This is a genomic window from Sphingomonas sp. UYP23 (assembly GCF_054059235.1).
Genome location: NZ_JBSSBX010000001.1, coordinates 366,779 through 386,016, shown reverse-complemented (window position 1 = coordinate 386,016; position 19,238 = coordinate 366,779). Strand labels below are relative to the sequence as shown.

Sequence of the window (19,238 nt, the reverse complement as noted above, 5' to 3'; positions counted from 1 at the left end):
GCTGTGCTGGACGGTCGCGCCATCGCCGAAGCGCACGGCTGGTCGATCAACGCCGTCGCGCCACCGCGGGTGCGGCAATCGGGGCCGGCATGATACCCCATCGCCCCGCTCCAGGTTCGGGATCGACCCGACGCCGCCGAGAGGGACGGCGTCGGGTCGAACCGAACTGTCTCAGATCGCCAATTCGACGTCCTTGATGTTGGCGATGGGGCCGAGGATCGCCGGGTCGAAGGTCCGCAGCGTTTCCCGCTCTAGCAGCCGGCGGGGCAGGTCGGGATTGGCCAATGCCCCACGCCCGAGTGTCAAGACGTCGGCCCCGTCGTCGAGCGCGGCCACCGCGCGGTCGAGGTTATGCAAATTGCCATTGGCGAGGATCGCCGCCTTGGGCGCGTACCGCTTGGCAAGGCGCATCAACGATGGCCCCCCGTCGGCAAACGCAGGTTTCCACGCTTCGTATTCGGTCACGTGGATGAAGTCGGCACCGGCGTCTGCGATGCTGCCGAAGACGATCTCCGCGTCGCGCTCACTGTCGGCCCACTTGTGTTCGTAGTCTTTCACCTTGCCTTGAGAGATACGGATGCCGACCGGGACGCTGGCGCCGACCTTTTCGCGCACCGCCTTGATGGTCTCGACGATCAGACGCACGCGGTTCTCGGTGGTGCCACCCCAACGATCCGAACGGGTGTTCGCATAGTCTGTCAGGAACTGGTCGAGGAGATAGCCATTGGCGCCGTGGATCTCGATCGCGTCGAAACCGGCGATCCCGATCGCGCGAGCTGCCGATTCGGCAAAGCCGTTGACGGCGTCGGCGATCTGCTCATCCGTGATAGCGGCGGGCACGGCGTAGCGGCCCGTGCCATGGTAGAACGCCATCTGCTCGCCCTTCGGCTGGATCGCGGACGGTCCCACACTGGTGTCGCGGAAGCGGTTGCCCTGGCTGATCGCACCGGCATGCATGAGCTGGGCGATGGCAAGTGCGCCGTTCGTCTTGATCTCGCTTACGACAGGCTTCCAGGCGTTCGCCTGCGCCGCGTCGGTCATTCCGGGTTGCTGGTGGTAGCCCTGCGCGAAATCCTGATCGGTATAGATGCCCTCGGTGATGACGGCCCCGAAGCCGCCGCGCGCGAAGCGCTCATAGTAGCGGGTCATCGTTTCGGTCGCCCGCCCGTCCTCGGTCGCCGTGATCCGCGTCATCGGCGCGACGGACAAGCGATTCTTGACTGTGTGGCCGTTTATCACGATCGGCGTGAAGAGCGTGCTGGTGTCGATGTCCATTGTCCGGTCCTCCAAAAGCACGCATTCCGGCGTGTTCGTCGCAAGAGCGCGGGATCGCCTCTGCTGCTGAAGGGGTAAATACCAGCTGCCGCTGACTTCAGAAGCTGGGTTGGACGGTAAGCACTGTATCGATTTTCGTTATAATATCGATCCGGAAAGTTTTGCCGTCTTTCGCACCATCGTGTCGCAGCGCCGCGTTTCGGCCGCCGCCTTTCAGACCGGGACGATGCCGATAGTGGTCAGCGCCAGGCCGGCGCGCCGCGCGGCCGACCGCGCGTGGGATTGATCGACGGCACGACCCGGTCGTTAACCCCGCAGGCGAGGCCAGCGGAGCGAACTCAGTACAGCGCGTGTCCGATTTGCGGGGGCGTTGCTGGGGTGCCCGGATCGCGGATCAGCGCCTCGGTCGATCCCGTCGGGAAAAGCTGCAGGCTTTCCCAGTGCGCGAGGATGTGCTCGGCCTGCGCCGGTGTCCGGTCGTGACGGGCCAGCGCAAAATCGATCCATGCGCAGCCAGGATTATAATCGACCTGGCCGTCCTCGAGCACCGCATCGCCAAGCACGATCGCAACCGCGTCGCACACGCTATGGCCGGCGTTGATCAGGCTCAGCGCGGAGAGGCACTGGTCGTCGGACCAGTCGAGCATGTTCGCGTGGCTGCGCGCGCCGAGATCATTCCGAGCCGCGGTCAGGCGCGCACGTATTTGTGGTGAGAGTTTCATCAGTGTTGCCTCCCCAGGATATGATCACTGTCACCTGAAAGACGACACGCGTCCACGATTTCCGCCTTTTTCCCTCGGGCGAAACGTTGCACATCCGTAAGGAAACGTCCCTAATGGTGGTTAAGCGGCTGCCATCTCAAGCGATTCGCTGATCTCGAACCACACCGCCTCAGCGGTATCGAGCTTCTTCGACACCTGCGCGTGCTGCTTGACGAGATCGGCGGGGCTCAGTCGCGCAAGCCACGCTTCGGCGGTGCTTGGATCGAGCATCGCGCGGTCGATCGCGTCGCGCTGCTTGGTCAGCTTGGCGACGAGTGCCTCGGCCTCGTGCGCCTTCTTCTGTAGCGCGACCGCGGCGGCGCTCAGTTGCGGCTTGTCGTCCTTCTTGGCGGCCTTGGTCTTGGCACCTTCGCCGCCGCCGTCGCCCGAGAGCACGAAGGCGATGTAATCCTCCATGCTGCCGGCATATTCCTTGGCGGTGCCGTTATCGACCAGCACGAGCCGGTCGGCGGTGAGTTCGACCATGTGCCGATCGTGGCTGACGAGGATGACCGCGCCGTCATAGGCGTTGAGCGCCTGCACCAGCGCCTCGCGCGCATCGACGTCGAGATGGTTCGTCGGCTCGTCGAGGATCAGCATGTGCGGCGCGTCGCGCGTGATCAGTGCCAGCGCCAGACGGGCGCGTTCGCCACCCGAGAGCTTGCCGACCTTCTGCGTCGCCTTGACGCCCGAGAAGCCGAAGCGACCGAGCTGCGCGCGGACCGCACCAGGGGTCTTGCCCGACATCATCCGCGTCATGTGCTCGAGCGGGGTATCGTCGCCGTCGAGTTCCTCGACCTGATACTGCGTGAAATAGCCGACGCGCATCTTGCCGCTGGCATTCATCGCGCCGTCCATCGTCGGCAGCTGCGCCGCGAGCAGGCGGGCGAGCGTGGTCTTGCCGTTGCCGTTGCGGCCGAGCAGGGCAACGCGGTCGTCGGGGTCGAGGCGCAGGTTGAGGCGCTGGAGGATCGGCTTTTCCGCGTAGCCGACGGCGGCCATGTCGAGCGTGATCAGCGGCGGGCGCAGTTCCTCGGGGCTCGGGAATTCGAACGACAGCGTCGGATCCTCGGCCATCGACGCGATCGGCTGCATCTTGGCGAGCATCTTCTGGCGGCTCTGCGCCTGCTTCGCGGTCGAGGCGCGGGCCGAGTTCTTGGCGATGTACTCGCTCAGCTTGGCCCTTTGCGTGTCCTGCGCGGCCTTGGCGGCGGCGAGCTGCGCGACGCGCTCGGCACGCTGGCGCTCGAAGCTGTCATAGCCGCCGGTGTAGAGATGGACCTTGCCGCCCTCGAGATGGAGGATCGTGTCGACCACATTGTTGAGCAGATCACGCTCGTGGCTGATGACGACCATCATCGCGGGGTAGGATTTGAGGAAGTTCTCGAGCCACAGCGTCGCTTCGAGATCGAGATGGTTCGAGGGCTCGTCGAGCAGCAGCAGGTCAGGCTCGGAGAAGAGCAAGGCGGCAAGCGCGACGCGCATCTTCCAGCCGCCCGAATAGGAATCGAGCGGGCGGCCCTGCATTTCCTCGTCGAAGCCCAAGCCGACGAGGATGCGTGCGGCGCGGGCAGGGGCCGTATAAGCGTCGATCGCGGTCAGGCGCTCGTAGATGACGCCCATGCGGTCGGGATCCTGGCAGGTCTCGGCCTCTTCCAGCAGCGACGCGCGCTCGGTGTCGGCAGCGAGCACCGCCTCGACCGGGGTCGTCGTGCCCGACGGCGCCTCCTGCGCGATATAGCCGATGCGCGTGCCGCGCGGCATCTCGATCTCGCCGAGGTCGGGCTCGAGCTGGCCGATCATGACCTTCATCAGCGTGGACTTGCCGGCGCCGTTGCGTCCGATCAGGCCGACGCGGCTCTTGGGCGGCAGCGCCGCGCTCGCACCGTCGAGGATCGCGCGCCCACCGAGGCGCACCGTGATACCATTGATATTCAGCATCGGCGGGCCGTAGCAGATTGTTGCGTTGCACCCAAGTGTCCGCCACGACGTTGTGCAACAAAGCCTGTGGAGAGCCTGAATGAGCGTCGCCTTCCGCCGCGAGAGCGACGAAGAACATCTGGAACCCAAGTTCGAACGGCCGATCGCGCCGGGGCCGAACCTGGTGACGCCACGCGGGCTGGCGCTGATCGGGGCCAAGGTGGTCGAACTTGAGGCGGCGGTGGCGGAAGCGCCGGCCGAGGATCGCGACGCGGTGCTGCGCGAGCTGCGCTACTGGCACACGCGCCAGACCACTGCCGAGGTGGTCACGGCGCCGGCAGCGGGTGAGGTCGGCATCGGCAGCAGCGTGACGTATCGCCTCAACGGCGCCGAGCGCAGCGTCGAGATCGTCGGTGGCGACGAGGCCGATCCGGCGACGGGGAAGATCGGCTACCAGGCACCGCTGGCGCGCGCGCTGATCGGCGCGGAGGTCGGCGAGCGGGTCGATTTCGCGGGGAAGGACGAGGCGATCGAAGTCATCGCGGTCGCCTGATCGTCGGTCCGATCCGCGACCCCTCTAAAAGCCCGTCGTCGGGGTGGCCTGCTGGACGACCAACTGCCAGCGGCCATCGCGCTTCACCAGGACATCGGTGAAGCGCAGATACATCTCGCCATACTGCCCGAAGGCGGTGCCACCGAGATGATCGACACCGGTGACGACCGCCGCGGTGCCATAGACGGCGATGTCGAGCTTGCCGTGATCGATGAATTTCGGCTTGATCTTGCCGGTCCTGAAGACATCGATATCTTCGGCACGCGTCTTGACCGCGCCGGTCATGTCCTGGATCCGCCCTTCCTTTGCGTAAAAGGCTTCGAGAAAGTCGAGGTCGGCATGGATCCGCGCCTGTCGCCAGGCGTCTTCGGCCTGCGTGATCTCTTTCACGGCGACATCGGTGGTCTGCGCCGAGGCAACCCCGCCGCCTGCCATCAGCACTGCTGCAAGAACCAGCCGATACGTCATGATCGTCCCCCCCGATCGGGACGCTAGCGTATCATGGCAAGGCAGGCTCGGGCAACGGCGCCGCTTCGGTGCCCTGCAAAGTAGCTTCGGCCTCGGCGATATACCCGCGCGTCAGCGGCAGCGCGCGGCGGTCGCGGATCAGCTGGAGCTGGTAGTTGCACATCACGCCATGCTTGAACGCCGCCATCGCGCCGGCGAGGTAGAACACCCACATCCGATAGAAGCGCGCATCGAACATCGCCTCGATCTTGTCGCGATTGGCCCGCGTGCGGTCGTACCAATGGCGGATCGTCAGCGCGTAATGGACGCGGAGCGTCTCGACATCGGCGGTGATCAGCCGGACCGATTCGCTCGCGCCGACGATCTCGGACAGCGCCGGATTGTAGCCGCCGGGAAAGATGTACTTCGCGGTGAACGGATCGGTCTGCCCAGGGCCGCCCATCCGGCCGATCGTGTGAAGCAACATCACGCCGTCCTCCTCGAGCAAAGCACGGCATTTGTGAAAGAAGGTGCGGTAGTTGGGTACGCCGACATGCTCGAACATGCCGACCGAGACGATCCGATCGAACCGACCGGTCAGCTCGCGATAGTCGATCAGCTCGAATTTGACGCGATCCGCGACGCCGGCTTCCGCGGCGCGGCGCCGTGCGGTCTTGAGCTGTTCTTCCGACAGCGTGATGCCGAGCACATCGACGTCGGCCACGCGGTTGAGATACAGCGCCATCCCGCCCCAGCCGCAGCCGATATCGAGCACGCGCTGCCCGGGGCGCAACCGCAGCTTGGCGGCGATATGCGCCTTCTTGTCGAGCTGCGCCTGCTCGAGCGTGTTGTCCTCGTCGGTGAAATAGGCGCAGCTATATTGGCGGTCGGCGTCGAGAAAGAGATCGTAGAGCCGGTCGCCAATGTCGTAATGGTGCGCGACATTCTGCTTCGATTTGGCGATGCGGTTGAGCTGGCGCAATCGCGCGGTGCTCGCCGCCCAGGCGAGCTTGACCGGGTTCTTGGTGCCAAGCGTGCTCCGCCCGTCTTCCCAGCGGCCATTGCCGCGGATCAGGTCGATCATCCCGGCAATGTCGTCGTTATCGACGAGCAGCCGTCCATCCATCCAGGCGAGCGCCGCGCCAAGCCGCGGGTGGCGGGCAATGTAGGTCGCGACATTCTTGTCGGCGAAGCGTAGCGTGACGGGTCTGAAGGCTGGGTCGGGCGTCCCGTACTGATAGCGTTTTCCGTCGGCATCGATGATCGTCAGCTCGCCGCGCTTGACGAGGTTCTTGGCGAAACGGTCGAACAGCCACATCGAACATACTCTCCACACGCGTAGGCCTTGTCGCTGGTCGAATCGCGCCGCCCACGACCGGGCGAAGCAAGAGGAGGACACGCGCAAGGTAGGATGGCGGGATCGTGCCTGTCTCGACCATTGCGCGCAAGCCGGACGCGGCGGGCTGCGCCCGTTCGATCCGATTGCTGATGCTGAACCTGTTCGATTTTATTGAGCCAAATCAATTAGCTAATTTAACATGGTCGCTCGCTACACCCCCCGGTAATGGGCGAACACCTGTGCGAATCACGGGCGGACGCAGCAAATTGGGGGAATCATGACACCTTTTTTTCGGATTGCGCTGGCCGCTTCGTGCCTGACGCTGATCGCGCAACCGGGCTTTGCGCAAACGGGGCCCGTGCAGGATAGCCAGCAACCGACGCCGGCCGCGGACGAAGGACGTTTCCGTGTCGGGGTCACGGCGGGCACGCTCGGGGTCGGCCCCGAGATCGGTTATCGCGCCAATCGCACGGTCGGTGTGCGCGCGAATGCGACGTTCCTGTCGTTCAGCCACAGCGTCAAATCGAACAACGTCCGCTACGACGGCCACGCCAACCTCAAATCGGGCGGCGTGATGCTCGATCTCTACCCCTTTGGCGGGGGTTTCTTCCTGTCGGCGGGCGCGCGGATCAACGGCAATAACGGCCGCCTGCGCGCGACGCCCCAAAGCACGACGACGATCGGCTCGACCGCGTTCACGCCGGCACAGATCGGCACGATCAGCGGGCGCGCCGAGGTCAAGGACGTCGCGCCGCAGCTGACGCTCGGCTATGGCGGCGGCCTGCATCGCGGTCTCAGCTTCAATGTCGAGGCTGGCGCGCTGTTCCAGGGCTCGGTGCGCGTGCGCGATTTCGTCTCGAACGGGACGCTTGCCACCGATCCGCGCTTCCTCGCCGAGCTCGAGAACGAGCGGCTCAACACCCAGCGCAAGGTCGACGACTATAAGGTCTATCCCGTCCTGCAGGCCGGGTTAAAGTACCGCTTCTGACGGTGCGCGCTCGTATGAACGACGTGCCGAAGCGATGCGCCGTGCTCTGGCCCGTATCGCTTCGGCGGGAAACCGCTGCAGGGGTCAGCGCGCCAGCGTGATCCGCGCAATCAGTCCGCCACCGTCGCGATTGGCGAGCGTGATGTCGCCACCGGCATCGCGCACGATCGTCCGCGCAAGCGCGAGGCCAAGCCCGATCCCGCCCGTCTCCTTGTTGCGCGACGTCTCGAGCCGGGTGAACGCATCGAACACGTCGCCCAGCCGATCGGGCGGGATGCCGGGCCCGCGGTCGCACACCAAAATCGCCACCGAGTGCGCCCCCGCTTCGACGCTGACCTCAACCGCGCCGGCATATTTCAGCGCATTTTCGATCAGGTTGCGCAACGCGCGCCGCATCAGGCCCGGACGCAGCCGCATCCGGATGCGCGGGCTCTCCTCGAACACGACCTCGCGCCCGATCTCGCGGAAATCCTCGACCACGGCATCGACCAGCGCCGCCAGATCGACTTCGGTCGGCGGCTCGCTTGGGCGCCCGAGCCGGGCAAGCGACAGGATGTCGTCGAGCATCCGGTTCATCTCGGCGATCGTCTCGGCCATCTTCGAGCGGTCGGCGTCGTCGTCGACCGATTCGACGCGGACGCGCAGCGAGGCGAGCGGGGTGCGCAGATCATGCCCGATCGCGCCGAGCATCCGGTCCTTCTCGTCGAGCATCGCAGTGACGCGCAGCCGCAGCGCGTTGAACGCGGCGATCACGTCGCGCACGTCCTGCGGCCCGGCGGCGGCGACCGGATCGGCGGCGGCACCTGGCTGGAAACTGCGCGCAGCTTCGGCGAGGCCGCGCAACGGGCGCGAAATGCGCCGCCCGGCCCACAGCAGCGGCACCAGGACGACGATATAGAGGATCGCGGTCTGTGCGATCAGCCGCCAGAAAATATCCGAATTGTCACGCGTCCACGGCAGGCTGAGCACCAGCCATTGCCCGGAGGGACGCTCGACCGCGACCTGCAGCTCGGCACCGGCGCGCAGCAAGCGTTCGACGCGCTGGGCGCTGACATAGCGGAGCCGCGGGTCGTCGCGCTGGATCGGCATGACCTGGGTCTGGATCCGCGAGACCTTGACCCCGGCTTCGGACAGCGCGGTGCGCAACGCGCTTTCGACCTCGGCGACATGCTCGCCGCTCGGCTGGATCGGCGAGCTCGGCGCGAGATGGATGCGGCTCCAGCCCGATCCGTTGCCGACATGCCGCCCCGCCGCGATCCGCTCGTCGGCATCGATGATCCGCGTGACGACCGGCCCGGTCGCCTGGTCGAGCCGCGCGCGGCGGCGGTCCTGCAACGCGAGCGTGAAGTTGATCGCCTGCGCGACGAACAAGGCAACCGCGATGAGCAGCGCCATCTGCCCGGAAAGGCTGCGCGGGATCGCCCGCAGGCGCGTGATCCTCAAAGGCGCGTCACTTCGGCGGCGAGCGTGTAGCCGCCGCCCCACACCGTCTTGATCAGTTCGGGCGCCTTGGCGTCGGCCTCGATCTTGCGGCGCAGCCGGCTGATCTGGTTGTCGATCGCGCGGTCGAAAGCGGCGGCCTCGCGACCTTGCGTCAGATCGAGCAGCTGGTCGCGCGTCAGCACCTGGCGCGGGCGCGTGACGAGCGCGTGGAGGAGGTTGTACTCGCCGGTCGAGAGCGGCACCGACACGCCCTCGCGATCGACCAAAGTGCGCTCGCCCGATTTGAGCACCCAGCCGGCAAAGGCGAACGATCCGCTCTCGGGTGCATGCTGGCGCGTGCCGCCCGCCGCCGCGCGCCGCAGGATGACCTTGACGCGCGCCGCCAGCTCGCGCGGCGAAAAGGGCTTCACGACATAATCGTCCGCGCCCATTTCGAGCCCGACGATCCGGTCGGTCTCCTCGGTGCGGGCGGTGAGCAGGATGACGGGGATCTCGCCGCTCTCGCGTATGTGGCGGGTGAGCGACAGGCCGTCTTCGCCGGGCATCATGATGTCGAGGATGACGAGATCGATCGCATAGGCCGTCATCCGCGCCCGCGCGCCCTCGGCGTCGCCGGCCTGCGTCACGCGAAAGCCCTGCCGCGTGAGATATTGCGCGAGCGGTTCACGGATCGAGCGTTCGTCGTCGACGAGCAACAGATGTGGCGTGTCTCCCATCGGTTCGCTGCTTAGCATGGTGTGGCGCTCTTGAAAGGGGATGCCGGGCGAGCGGGGGGGACGCTCGCCCGGCGTCCGGGCCAAGGGGGAACGGCCCGGATCAGTTGCCCGGCGCGGATGGCGCAGAAGAAGGGGGCGGAGGCGCCGGTGGCGGGGCGATCGCGTCGGCGGGATCGGCGCGGCCGCCGGCACCGCCGGGTCGCATCGCGTGTGCGCGGTCGATCCAGGCGGTGAGCTCTTCGCGCGAGATCTGGCCGTCCTTGTTGGCATCGATCCGGTTGAAGCGCGTATCGGCCTGCGCGAGGAACTCGGCGCGCGAGATCTTGCCGTCGCTGTCGGCATCGGCGCGCGTCATCATGCGGGCGCCTGGGCCCTTCATTTCGTCGGCGGTGAGAAAGCCGTCCTTGTTGACGTCCATCGTGGTGAAGCGCGCGGTGGCCTCGGCGGTGTTTTCGGCACGCGAGACCAGCCCGTCGCCATTGCTGTCGGCGGTGCGGAACATGCCGCCGCCGCCTTGCGCCACGGCAGCGGCGGTCGCGAGCGCAGCGACCGTCGTGGCGACGAAGAAGCGCGAGAGGGACATGACGGAAACTCCTGTGCTGGCTGGGCGGGGTGCCGTTCCTATGTCTCCTTCATAGGGAGAAACCTGTCGCGCGGCTGTGTCGTGGGCGCGGGGAAGTGTCGCAATTTGTCGCAAATGGGGGACGGAAACGCGGTTGCTGCCGCCGATCGCTCTTGCGCATGGCTTTGTTGCAAAACTGATGGCGGGGATTCACGCAGGGAATCGAGCGGTATAGATAGGCGTAATGCCCAAACCTGCCGCACCTGTGTATCGTACGACGAACTGGCCTGAGTATAATGCGGCGCTGAAGCGGCGTGGGTCGCTGGAAATATGGTTTGATCCGGAGATGCACTGGCTTTCGAAGCCGTGTGGTCGCCCTGGTCGCCCGATGCGGTTTTCAGACAGCGCGATAGAGCTGTGCCTGACGCTGAAGACGCTGTTCAACCTGCCTTTGCGGCAAGTGACGGGGTTGGTTTCGAGCCTGATCAAAATGGCGGGGCTGGATTGGTCGGTGCCGGATTATACGACGCTGTGCCGACGGCAGAAGACGTTGAAGGTCAACCTCGGCGGGCGGATCAGCTCGGGCGGACTGCACCTGCTGGTCGACAGCACCGGGATCAAAATGACGGGAGAAGGCGAGTGGAAGACGCGCAAACACGGACCGTCCTACCGTCGCCAGTGGCGCAAGGTGCATCTCGGGATTGATGCTGGGACGCTGGATATCCGGGCCATTGAGGTCACGACGAATGCCATTGGTGACGCACCGACGCTGCCCGTTCTCCTGGCGCAAATTCCCGGAGACGAGCGGATACTCAGCGTCGGCGGAGATGGCGCTTATGATACCAGGGACTGCCATGCCGCTATTGCCGGGCGCGGTGCCGATGCGGTCATCCCGGTCCGCCGCAACGGGCAACCATGGGCAGAAGGCGGTCCCGGCGTCGATGCACGCAATGGAGCGCTACGCGCGACAAAGCGGCTTGGTCGCGCAATCTGGAAAAAGTGGAGCGGCTATCATCGCCGCAGTCTGGTCGAGACCAAAATGCACTGCTTCAAACTCCTGGGCCAGCGCGTTGTCGCCCGCACCTTCGATCGTCAGATTACCGAGCTCAAAGTCCGTGCTGCAATTCTCAATCGGTTCTCCGAAATAGGAACGCCGGTGACCGTCCGTATCCAATAACATCTTCAAGTAAAACGTCGGTCATGCTCTCGCGTAATTATGCAACAAAGCCGTAATTTGTCCAAAAGCGGCCTGTCGCCTAACCACCACAAGCAGACATGCCCTGCTTCGTCGTCGCCGGAGGCCGGTGTCGTTCGGTGGCCTGTTTCCATCCGAGCGGCCCAGGCCTTCGCCGGGGCGACGGTCGGGGAGGGGCGGCAGCCATCGCGCCCCTCCGCCAGACGCGCACGGCATGCCCTATCCGAAGATCGCGACGCTTTGCATGCCTTGCGCGACGGGCACCCCGTCGGCGTTCCACAGCATCATCGTCTGGCTCGAACCGCCGTTGACGGCGTGCTGCGATTCGGCCGAGAGCAGCCACCAGCCGTCGGTCGTGGCGGGCGCAGGCGTGAGCAGATTGACGATCCACGTCACCGAACTCAGCGGCACGAACTCCTTGCCGAACAGCTTGAACGCCGCGGGCGGCAGCGCGTCGGCGAGCGCGAGCACTTCGACCATCGGGTCGATCCCCGCATGATCGCGCAGCCGGGCCCAGCGCAGCCATTCGGCCTCGCCCGGCGCTTCGGCCTTGAGATCGAGGAAATTGAAGTTGCCGGTGAAGAATTCGTCGGGACCGGTGTAGAGTTTCGCATCCGGCGCAGGCGGCGGCAGCGTGGCGGCGAGACCGCCGCTGAGCGCGACCCGCGACGGCTGCTCGGCCATGAAGACGAACACCGCACGATAGCCGAGCCCGGCGTCGGAGACGATGTCGGCCTGGATAAAGGCGGCGGTGCGGCCGCGGCGCAGCTTGGTCGCGGTGACCCGCACCTCGCCCGACAGCGGGCCGATGAACGACACTTGCGCCGATCGCAGCGGCGGCAGATCGGGTTCGATCCCCTGCGCGGCGTGGAGCGCGAGCGCGCTCGACAGGCCGCCATAGGCGGTACGGCCCTGCAGCCAGTCGCTCGGGATCTGTGCGCGGAAGCCACCCTCGATCGGCGTCGCGGCGGCGAGGATCTCGCGGATCGGGGTCATGCTGCGGTCTCCGCCAGACGATCGCGCAAGTCGCGCTTGAGCACCTTGCCGATCGCGCTGCGCGGCAGCTCGTCGATCGCGTGGAGCGCCGACAGCCGTTGCGTCTTGCCGAGCTGGGCGTTGGTCCAGTCGAGGATCTCCGTGATGCTCGCGTCGACCCCGGTGTGCGGCACGTAGAAGCCGACCGGCGTCTCGCCCCATGTCTCGGACGGCACGCCGATCACGCTGCAATCGGCGACCGCGGGATGCGTGCGCAGCACCGCCTCGAGATCGGTCGGGTAGATGTTGAAGCCGCCCGAGATGATCAGGTCCTTCTTGCGGTCGAGCAGGGTGAGGAAGCCGTCTGCATCGAAGCGGCCGACATCGCCGTGGCGGATGTAGCGATTGCCCTCGGCATCGTGCCATTCGGCGGCGGCGGTGGCGTCGCTGCGGCCGTGATAGCCCGTCATCATCGCCGGCGACCGGCCGACGACCTCGCCCATCTCGCCTTGGGGCACTTCGGTGCCGTCGTCGTCGATCAGGCGGATGTCATGGCCCTCGACCGGGCGGCCGACGGTGTGGAGCTTGTCGGGAAAGCCGTTGGCGACGAGCAGGCAGGTCCCGCCGCCTTCAGTCATCCCGTAATATTCGACGAGCAGCCCCGGCCAGCGTGCGAGCACGTCGGCTTTGAGCGCGGCGGAGAAGGGCGCCGAGGTGCAGGTCTTGAAGCGGAAGCTCGACAAATCGAACCGGTCGAAATCGGGGAGCGCCATCAGCCGCTGATATTGCACCGGAACGAGCATGGTGTGCGTCGCGCGGTGGCGCTCGGCGAGCGTCAGATAGCCGCGCGCGTCGAACTTCTTCATCAAGACGACGGTGCCGCCCCAGCCGAGCGTCGGCAGGAAGCTGACGAGCGTCGTGTTCGAATAGAGCGGCGTTGCGATCATCGTCACCGCGCTCGCGAACCCGGCGGCCTCGTTGCGGTTGATATGTGCCCAGCGCATCGCATGGCTCTGGACGATGCCTTTGGGGGTGCCGGTGGTGCCCGACGAATAGATGATGTTGAAGCCGTCCTCGGGCCGGATCGTAACAGGCGCGGGGGTGGCGCCGTCGGGCGCCAGCCAGGTGCCGAGCGACTTTAGGCGGACGAGCTTGCCCGGGATATGCTGCCCGGCGAGCGCGGTGGCGGCGTCGGCATCGACGAAGGTGATCGGCGCGGCGCAATCGGCGATCATCGCGACGATGCTTTCGGGCGTGCCCGACGGCGCGATCGGGGTGGCGAGGCAACCCGCGCGGAGAGCCCCGAGAAACACCGCGGCATAATCGATGCTGGCCGAGGCGATGATTGCGACCGCCTGCCCCTGCCGCACGCCGTCGCGCTGGAGCGCTGTGGCGATGCGGTCCATCAGCGCATCGAGACTGGCATAATCGAGCTCACCGCCAGCCTCGGCGAGCGCGACCTTGTCGCCCTGCTCGGCGGCGTGTGCGCGGATCAGGTCGGGCAGCGTGGCGAAGTCGCCGGCAAGCATTTCGGCAGCGGTCATCGTGTCTCTTTTTGCAAGTCCATGGCTTCGATTCGCTAGTCCAGCTGACGGAAAAATGCCATACGCGATCTTCGAAAATACATTTTGGGGGGTGCCATCATGCTCTTCTACGACGCTGTCAACCCGGCGCCCAATCCACGGCGTGTACGGATCTATCTCGCCGAAAAGGGCTTGAGCGTGCCCAGCACGACGCTGTCCATCCGCGACATGGAGCATAAGGGCGCGGCGTTCCTCAAGGTCAATCCGCTGGGGCAGATTCCTGCGCTGGAACTCGACGACGGCAGCGTCATCACCGAGAGCATCGCGATCTGCCGCTACTTCGAGTGCCTGCACCCTGAGCCTCCCTTGTTCGGCAAGGGCGCGCGCGGAGTAGCCGAGGTCGAGCAGGGGCTGCGGCGCGTCGAGTTGCGGATGGGATCGCCGTTGTCGCAGGTATGGCTGCACACCCACCCCTTCACCGCGCGCGTCATCAAGCCGCAATTTCCCGATTATGGGGAAACGCAGCGTCCGCGCGTGCTGGAGGCGATGCGCGAGTTCGACGCTGCGCTGACCGGGCGCGCCTGGCTCGACGGGGAGGGCTATTCGGTCGCGGATATCGTGTTGCTGACGACGGTCGACTTCGCGGGGTTCGTGGGGATCGGGGTACCGGAAGACCTGGGGGCGTTGCGCAAGTGGCATGCCCGGGCGAGTGCCCGCCCGAGTGCGAGCGCGTAACGCCGCCGGTCCCCCCGGCTTAACGTCGGGGAGATCCCCTTACCCGAGCACCTTCGCCGTCTGCCCGAACAGCACTTTCTTCGCTTCCTCGGTCATCGGCTTGTTCTCGCTGATCGCTGCGCCCTTGGCATAAGCCGCGACGGTCGCGGGCCGCGCGGCAATGGCGTCGAACCAGCGCTTCACGTTGGGCGTATCCTCAAGCCGCTGCCCCTGCCGCTCGAACGGCACGATCCACGGATAGCAGGCCATGTCCGCGATCGAATATTGTCCGGTGATGAACGCACGCCCCTCGAGCCGGCGGTCGAGCACGCCGTACAGCCGGTTGGTCTCGTTGACGTAGCGGTCGATCGCGTAGGGAATCTTCTCGGGCGCATAGCCGCTGAAATGGTGGTTCTGGCCGAGCATCGGCCCGAGGCCCCCCATCTGCCACATCAGCCATTGCACCGTCTCGGTCCGCTGGCGCAGATCGGTGCCGATGAACGTCCCATATTTGTCGGCGAGATAGAGCAGGATCGCACCCGATTCGAAGATCGCGATCGGCTCGCCGCCGCCCTCGGGATCATGATCGACGATCGCCGGCATGCGGTTGTTGGGCGCGATCTTGAGGAAATCGGGCTGGAATTGCGCGCCCGACCCGATGTTGACCGGCACGATGCGATAGTCGACTCCCGCTTCCTCGAGGAACAGCGTGATCTTGTGGCCGTTCGGCGTGGGCCAGTAATGCAGGTCGATCATGCGCTTGCTCCTGAAGTGTCGCGCCTCAGATGGGAGAGCCGTTACGCCTGCGCAACCGCATCGCGCGCCGATCTCGACCGGTCGAGCCCGTTCCACGCGACGATGCCGAGCGCGGCAAGCGCAAGCGCCGCCGCCACGGCAAAGGCTGCGCCGGGGAAACCATGTCTGACCCCGGCGGCGAGCGCTTGCGACATCAGCAAGGGACTGATCACCAAAGAGACGCTGCTCATGCTGCCGATCCCGCCTTGCAATGCGCCCTGGCGCTCTGGCCCGACCATTCGCGACAGCAACGCGCTGAACGCGGGGGCGGCAAATCCCTGGCAGGCGGCGACGAGCATGATGCCATACACCTGCCAGCCGGCCTGGATGAAGGCGAACGCTAGGAAGCCGAGGATCGCACAGGTCAGGCCCACGACGAGCGCGCGCCGATCCCCGAGCCGCCCGATCGACGCCGGGACCATCAGCCCCTGCACGCAGGCGAGGACGAAGCCGACATAGGTAAGGCTCAGCCCGATCGCACCGGGGGTCCAGTGGAAGCGGATCGTCGCCCAGAACGCCCAGATCGAGGGATAGACCTGATTGGCGTTCTGCCAGAGGAACAGGGCGATCACCAGCGGCACCGCCTTCGGGCTTGCGAACAAGGGCTTGAACGCGCCGACGACATGCGCGTCGCGCAACCGGAACGGACGGCGGTGCGCACGCGCGAGCGACTCAGGCATCGCGAAGGCCATCACCACGGCGTTGCCCAAGGCGAGCAACGCGGCGGCGGCAAAGGGTATGCGCGGCCCCAGTTCGGCAAGCAGCCCGCCAAGCGCAGGGCCGAGGATGAAGCCGATGCCGAACGCGCCGCCGACCAGGCCGAACGCAGCGCTCCGCTTGTCTGGCGGGGTGACGTCGGCGATGACCGAGCTTGCCGGGCCGTAGATTGCCCCTGCCGCGCCGGCGACGGCGCGACCGACGAACAGCCAGGCAAGGGTGGGCGCGAGCGCCATCAACGCATAGTCGATGCCGAACGCCAGCATCGAGGCGACCAGCACCGGTCTGCGCCCGTAGCGGTCGCTCAGATTGCCAAGCACCGGCCCGGCGACGAATTGGGTCAGCGCGAATGCCACGAGCATATAGCCCGCGATCCGCGTCGCATCGTCGATCCCGACATGGCCGAGGCGGGTGATCAGCGACGGCAGCACGGGCATGACGATGCCAAAACCGATCGAATCGATCAGCACGGCGGCGAGCACGATCGGCACGGCACGATTGGCGAACGGCATGGCATGGTTCCCCTCGGAGTGAGCAGCTTATCGGGTTTCCCCGCGGCGTAAACCTCCCCTCCCTGGAAGGGAGGGGGCGGGGGTGGGGCGGCCCGTTGTGACGTTCGACCGCCGCCACGGGCCGACCCACCCCCAGCCAGCGTCGGGTCGGTCATGCCCCCGGCATGACCTGAACAGCGCGCGGCGCTGTTCACCCGACGCTCTTCCAGGGAGGGGGGCGCGAACAATGCGCCCTAGCGCAATGCTGCCTCTTCCCATCGGCAGCATTCTGTCGTATCGCGCCGCCATACCCGATCTTCAGATTCGGTCTGAAAGGACAGCTTCCATGGCTACCGCGCCCGAACTCGACGCTCCAGCGGCTCCCCTTGACGGGTTTCGCGAAGAAGTGCGTGGCTGGCTTGTCGCGAATTTCCCGGCATCGCTGAAGGGCAGGGACAATGCCATGTCGGCGCTCGAGGGCCCGACCGCGCTTTCGCCCGACCAGGCCGCATGGCAGGCCGCGATGGGCGAGAAGGGTTGGGGCGTGCCGAGCTGGCCCGCGGCCTATGGCGGCGGCGGTCTCGACAAGGCGCAGATCCGCGTCCTCAACGAGGAAATGGCGCGCGCGGGCGCGTGGAACCCGATCGGCGGGATGGGCGTGATGATGTTCGGGCCGACGCTGCTCGAATATGGCAACGAGGCGCAGAAGCAGGAACATATCCCGGCGATCGCCAAGGGGCTGGTGCGCTGGTGCCAGGGCTATAGCGAGCCCAATGCCGGCTCCGACCTCGCCAACGTCCAGACCTTCGCCGAAGATGCCGGCGACCATTATATCGTCAACGGCCAGAAGACCTGGACCTCGGGCGGCCAGTGGGCCGACAAATGCTTCGCGCTCGTGCGCACCGACAAGAGCCGGAAGCATGGCGGCATCAGCTTCCTGCTGCTCGACATGACCGCGCCCGGTGTCGAAGTTCGGCCGATCGCGATGATCTCGGGCCAGTCGCCGTTCTGCGAGACCTTCTTCACCAATGTGAAGGTGCCCAAGGAAAACCTCGTCGGGCGTGAAGGGCAGGGCTGGGAAATCGGCACGCGCCTGCTCCAGCACGAGCGCAGCAGCCTGTCGGGCGGTGGCAGTGCGTCGCGGCTGTTTGCCGGCAAGCCGATGGGTGCGCTCGCCAAGGAATATCGCGGCGAGGACGAGAAGGGCCGCGTTCCCGACAGCGATCTGCGGATGCGGATCGTGCGGCACGAGATGGACAGCCGCGCCTTTGCGCTGACGCTGCGCCGCGCCGCACTCGAGGCGAAATCGAACCAGGGGCCGTCGGCCGCCACATCGATCATGAAGAATGTCGGCGCGCGCATCACGCAGGATCGCGCCGAACTCTCGATCGAGATCATGGGGATGGCCGGGCTCGGCTGGGAAGGCGAGGGCTTCAGCGAAGACGAGCTGACCCAGACGCGCACCTGGCTGTGGGGCAAGGCGGTATCGATCTATGGCGGATCGACCGAGATCCAGAACAACGTGATTTCGAAGCGCATCCTCGGGATGCTCGACCACCAGTAATGCAAGGATAGGCTGCCGCGCGCGTTTGCCGGCGGGCCGGAGAGGGGCGGGGTGAAGGATGGCCTAAGTCATCCTCCCCCGTTTTCCCATTTCACGAGCGGGGACTGCACCATGGCCGTACTCAACGACGAACAGACGATGCTCCGCGACATGGTGCGCGAATGGTCCGACGAGCAATCGCCCGTCAGCGCCTTCCGCAAGATGCGCGCCGCGGCGCCCGCCGAGGGCTATGATCCGGCGGCGTGGGCGACGCTCGGCGAGATGGGGCTGCCGGGCATCGTCATCCCGGAAGAGCATGGCGGCACGGCATTCGGCTATCTCTCGCTCGGGCTGGTACTCGAACAGCTCGGCCGCAATCTCGCTGCTTCGCCGCTGGCCTCCACCTCGGCGGCGGCGACCGCGATCCTGATGGGCGGGTCAGAGGCGCTGAAGGCGCAGTGGCTGCCGCAGATCGCCAGCGGCGCGGTGGTGGCGACGCTCGCGATCGACGAAGGTCCGGTCCATGATCCCGCGAAGATCGTGACCACGGTGAGCGGCGGCAAGCTCAGCGGGACCAAGGCGTTCGTGGCCGAGGGCGACAGCGCAGGGGTCTTCGTCGTCGCAGCGACCGATGGCCTCTATCTCGTCGCGGGCGATGCCGGCGTCACGCGCGCGTCGCGCCACATGGCCGACTCGCGCAGCCATGCGCAGGTGACGTTCGATGCGGCACCGGCGGAGAAACTGGGCGACGCGACGCTCACTGCGCAGGTCATCGACCGCGCGACGGCGGCGGTGTGCGCGGAAATGCTGGGGATGGCCGAACAGGCGTTCGCCACCACCAACGATTATCTCAAGACGCGCGTCCAGTTCGGCCAGCAGCTCTCGACCTTCCAGGCGCTGCAGCACCGCATGGCGAAGATGTTCACCGAGCTCGAATTGATGCGATCGGCGGTAGAGGGCGCGCTCGAGGCGATCGACGCCGGGCGGTCCGATCTCGACCAGGCCGTCAGTCTCGCCAAGGCGGTCGCAAGCGACACGCTCCATCTCGTCAGCCGCGAGATGATCCAGCTGCACGGCGGGATCGGCATGACCGACGATTACGACGCCGGCTTCTACATCAAGCGCGCCCGCGTGCTCGAAGCGATGTGGGGCAATGCGGCGTTTCATCGCGAGCGTTTCGCGCGGTTGAACGGCTACTGAGCCGCTCCGCGCGCGAGGCTTCGCGTCCGATTGTTTTCGATCCGTAACGACAAGGTGCGGTGGCTGTCGTCCTGAAAGGGA

At 66.2% G+C, this 19,238-nt stretch carries 19 protein-coding genes; 7 read left to right on the top strand and 12 right to left on the bottom strand.

The genetic code is table 11. From position 1 onward, the window contains the following. Positions 1-171: 171 nt before the first annotated feature. Positions 172-1,275, bottom strand: a complete 1,104-nt coding sequence (locus ACVWYO_RS02015) for an NADH:flavin oxidoreductase (protein WP_457348537.1) — start codon at positions 1,273-1,275, stop codon at positions 172-174. A 109-nt stretch (positions 1,276-1,384) separates the two neighbouring features. Between ACVWYO_RS02015 and ACVWYO_RS02010 the strand changes: the two genes are divergently transcribed. Further along, positions 1,385-1,561, top strand: coding sequence for a hypothetical protein (locus tag ACVWYO_RS02010; RefSeq protein WP_457348536.1), 177 nt, complete (start codon positions 1,385-1,387; stop codon positions 1,559-1,561). Positions 1,562-1,613: 52 nt separating this feature from the next. On the opposite strand, the gene ACVWYO_RS02005 is transcribed toward ACVWYO_RS02010, so the two are convergent. Both ACVWYO_RS02005 and ACVWYO_RS02000 read right to left on the bottom strand, forming a co-directional pair. Continuing rightward, on the bottom strand, positions 1,614-1,997 hold the full coding sequence (locus tag ACVWYO_RS02005; RefSeq protein ID WP_457348535.1) for a hypothetical protein: 384 nt from the start codon (positions 1,995-1,997) through the stop codon (positions 1,614-1,616). Positions 1,998-2,117: 120 nt separating this feature from the next. Further along, complete coding sequence (locus ACVWYO_RS02000) at positions 2,118-3,977, bottom strand: ABC-F family ATP-binding cassette domain-containing protein (protein ID WP_457348534.1); 1,860 nt, start codon at positions 3,975-3,977, stop codon at positions 2,118-2,120. 79 nt (positions 3,978-4,056) lie between these two features. Between ACVWYO_RS02000 and ACVWYO_RS01995 the strand changes: the two genes are divergently transcribed. Beyond that, positions 4,057-4,509 (top strand): GreA/GreB family elongation factor, encoded by a 453-nt coding sequence (locus ACVWYO_RS01995; RefSeq protein WP_457348533.1) that lies wholly within the window; start codon positions 4,057-4,059, stop codon positions 4,507-4,509. Positions 4,510-4,533: 24 nt separating this feature from the next. On the opposite strand, the gene ACVWYO_RS01990 is transcribed toward ACVWYO_RS01995, so the two are convergent. Then, positions 4,534-4,977, bottom strand: coding sequence for a nuclear transport factor 2 family protein (locus tag ACVWYO_RS01990; protein WP_457348532.1), 444 nt, complete (start codon positions 4,975-4,977; stop codon positions 4,534-4,536). 31 nt (positions 4,978-5,008) lie between these two features. Next, on the bottom strand, positions 5,009-6,274 hold the full coding sequence (locus ACVWYO_RS01985) for a class I SAM-dependent methyltransferase (protein ID WP_457348531.1): 1,266 nt from the start codon (positions 6,272-6,274) through the stop codon (positions 5,009-5,011). A 298-nt stretch (positions 6,275-6,572) separates the two neighbouring features. Here ACVWYO_RS01985 and ACVWYO_RS01980 point away from each other — a divergent pair, with 298 nt between their 5' ends. Continuing rightward, on the top strand, positions 6,573-7,283 hold the full coding sequence (locus tag ACVWYO_RS01980; RefSeq protein WP_457348530.1) for a hypothetical protein: 711 nt from the start codon (positions 6,573-6,575) through the stop codon (positions 7,281-7,283). A gap of 84 nt (positions 7,284-7,367) precedes the next feature. Here ACVWYO_RS01980 and ACVWYO_RS01975 read toward each other — a convergent pair whose 3' ends face one another. The 3 genes from ACVWYO_RS01975 to ACVWYO_RS01965 form a co-directional block, all read right to left on the bottom strand. Next, the gene (locus ACVWYO_RS01975) at positions 7,368-8,678 is read right to left on the bottom strand and encodes a sensor histidine kinase (protein WP_457348529.1); all 1,311 of its coding nucleotides are present in this window, start codon (positions 8,676-8,678) and stop codon (positions 7,368-7,370) included. Positions 8,679-8,722: 44 nt separating this feature from the next. Next, positions 8,723-9,442 (bottom strand): response regulator, encoded by a 720-nt coding sequence (locus ACVWYO_RS01970; protein ID WP_140851737.1) that lies wholly within the window; start codon positions 9,440-9,442, stop codon positions 8,723-8,725. Between the two features lie 100 nt (positions 9,443-9,542). Continuing rightward, on the bottom strand, positions 9,543-10,025 hold the full coding sequence (locus ACVWYO_RS01965; protein WP_457348528.1) for an EF-hand domain-containing protein: 483 nt from the start codon (positions 10,023-10,025) through the stop codon (positions 9,543-9,545). A gap of 223 nt (positions 10,026-10,248) precedes the next feature. Between ACVWYO_RS01965 and ACVWYO_RS01960 the strand changes: the two genes are divergently transcribed. Continuing rightward, a complete protein-coding gene (locus ACVWYO_RS01960) occupies positions 10,249-11,181 on the top strand; it encodes an IS5 family transposase (protein WP_457348219.1) in 933 nt (310 codons plus the stop codon). 237 nt (positions 11,182-11,418) lie between these two features. On the opposite strand, the gene ACVWYO_RS01955 is transcribed toward ACVWYO_RS01960, so the two are convergent. Next, the gene (locus ACVWYO_RS01955; protein ID WP_457348527.1) at positions 11,419-12,195 is read right to left on the bottom strand and encodes a thioesterase family protein; all 777 of its coding nucleotides are present in this window, start codon (positions 12,193-12,195) and stop codon (positions 11,419-11,421) included. Then, entirely contained in the window at positions 12,192-13,718 is a 1,527-nt protein-coding gene (locus ACVWYO_RS01950) for a class I adenylate-forming enzyme family protein (RefSeq protein ID WP_457348526.1), read from the bottom strand. Before ACVWYO_RS01950 ends, ACVWYO_RS01955 begins: the two co-directional genes overlap by 4 nt. A 99-nt stretch (positions 13,719-13,817) precedes the next feature. On the opposite strand from ACVWYO_RS01950, the gene ACVWYO_RS01945 reads away from it, so the two are divergent. After that, on the top strand, positions 13,818-14,432 hold the full coding sequence (locus ACVWYO_RS01945; RefSeq protein ID WP_457348525.1) for a glutathione S-transferase family protein: 615 nt from the start codon (positions 13,818-13,820) through the stop codon (positions 14,430-14,432). 39 nt (positions 14,433-14,471) lie between these two features. Here the strand turns inward: ACVWYO_RS01945 and ACVWYO_RS01940 are convergent, their stop codons facing one another. After that, positions 14,472-15,167: a glutathione S-transferase N-terminal domain-containing protein gene (locus ACVWYO_RS01940; protein WP_457348524.1), complete on the bottom strand. Its 696-nt coding sequence runs from the start codon at positions 15,165-15,167 to the stop codon at positions 14,472-14,474. 41 nt (positions 15,168-15,208) lie between these two features. After that, the gene (locus ACVWYO_RS01935; protein WP_457348523.1) at positions 15,209-16,435 is read right to left on the bottom strand and encodes an MFS transporter; all 1,227 of its coding nucleotides are present in this window, start codon (positions 16,433-16,435) and stop codon (positions 15,209-15,211) included. 325 nt (positions 16,436-16,760) lie between these two features. On the opposite strand from ACVWYO_RS01935, the gene ACVWYO_RS01930 reads away from it, so the two are divergent. Then, positions 16,761-17,978, top strand: coding sequence for an acyl-CoA dehydrogenase family protein (locus tag ACVWYO_RS01930; protein ID WP_457348522.1), 1,218 nt, complete (start codon positions 16,761-16,763; stop codon positions 17,976-17,978). A 111-nt stretch (positions 17,979-18,089) separates the two neighbouring features. After that, entirely contained in the window at positions 18,090-19,157 is a 1,068-nt protein-coding gene (locus tag ACVWYO_RS01925) for an acyl-CoA dehydrogenase family protein (protein WP_457348521.1), read from the top strand. Positions 19,158-19,238 lie beyond the last annotated feature (81 nt).

Excerpts from the sequence above, each read along its gene's own strand:
- ACVWYO_RS02015 (WP_457348537.1), bottom strand. The coding sequence starts at position 1,275 with ATGGACATCGACACCAGCACGCTCTTCACGCCGATCGTGATAAACGGC.
- ACVWYO_RS02005 (WP_457348535.1), bottom strand. The coding sequence starts at position 1,997 with ATGAAACTCTCACCACAAATACGTGCGCGCCTGACCGCGGCTCGGAAT.
- ACVWYO_RS02000 (WP_457348534.1), bottom strand. The coding sequence starts at position 3,977 with ATGCTGAATATCAATGGTATCACGGTGCGCCTCGGTGGGCGCGCGATC.
- ACVWYO_RS01995 (WP_457348533.1), top strand. The coding sequence starts at position 4,057 with ATGAGCGTCGCCTTCCGCCGCGAGAGCGACGAAGAACATCTGGAACCC.
- ACVWYO_RS01990 (WP_457348532.1), bottom strand. The coding sequence starts at position 4,977 with ATGACGTATCGGCTGGTTCTTGCAGCAGTGCTGATGGCAGGCGGCGGG.
- ACVWYO_RS01985 (WP_457348531.1), bottom strand. The coding sequence starts at position 6,274 with ATGTGGCTGTTCGACCGTTTCGCCAAGAACCTCGTCAAGCGCGGCGAG.
- ACVWYO_RS01980 (WP_457348530.1), top strand. The coding sequence starts at position 6,573 with ATGACACCTTTTTTTCGGATTGCGCTGGCCGCTTCGTGCCTGACGCTG.
- ACVWYO_RS01975 (WP_457348529.1), bottom strand. The coding sequence starts at position 8,678 with ATGGCGCTGCTCATCGCGGTTGCCTTGTTCGTCGCGCAGGCGATCAAC.
- ACVWYO_RS01970 (WP_140851737.1), bottom strand. The coding sequence starts at position 9,442 with ATGGGAGACACGCCACATCTGTTGCTCGTCGACGACGAACGCTCGATC.
- ACVWYO_RS01965 (WP_457348528.1), bottom strand. The coding sequence starts at position 10,025 with ATGTCCCTCTCGCGCTTCTTCGTCGCCACGACGGTCGCTGCGCTCGCG.
- ACVWYO_RS01960 (WP_457348219.1), top strand. The coding sequence starts at position 10,249 with ATGCCCAAACCTGCCGCACCTGTGTATCGTACGACGAACTGGCCTGAG.
- ACVWYO_RS01955 (WP_457348527.1), bottom strand. The coding sequence starts at position 12,195 with ATGACCCCGATCCGCGAGATCCTCGCCGCCGCGACGCCGATCGAGGGT.
- ACVWYO_RS01950 (WP_457348526.1), bottom strand. The coding sequence starts at position 13,718 with ATGACCGCTGCCGAAATGCTTGCCGGCGACTTCGCCACGCTGCCCGAC.
- ACVWYO_RS01945 (WP_457348525.1), top strand. The coding sequence starts at position 13,818 with ATGCTCTTCTACGACGCTGTCAACCCGGCGCCCAATCCACGGCGTGTA.
- ACVWYO_RS01940 (WP_457348524.1), bottom strand. The coding sequence starts at position 15,167 with ATGATCGACCTGCATTACTGGCCCACGCCGAACGGCCACAAGATCACG.
- ACVWYO_RS01935 (WP_457348523.1), bottom strand. The coding sequence starts at position 16,435 with ATGCCGTTCGCCAATCGTGCCGTGCCGATCGTGCTCGCCGCCGTGCTG.
- ACVWYO_RS01930 (WP_457348522.1), top strand. The coding sequence starts at position 16,761 with ATGGCTACCGCGCCCGAACTCGACGCTCCAGCGGCTCCCCTTGACGGG.
- ACVWYO_RS01925 (WP_457348521.1), top strand. The coding sequence starts at position 18,090 with ATGGCCGTACTCAACGACGAACAGACGATGCTCCGCGACATGGTGCGC.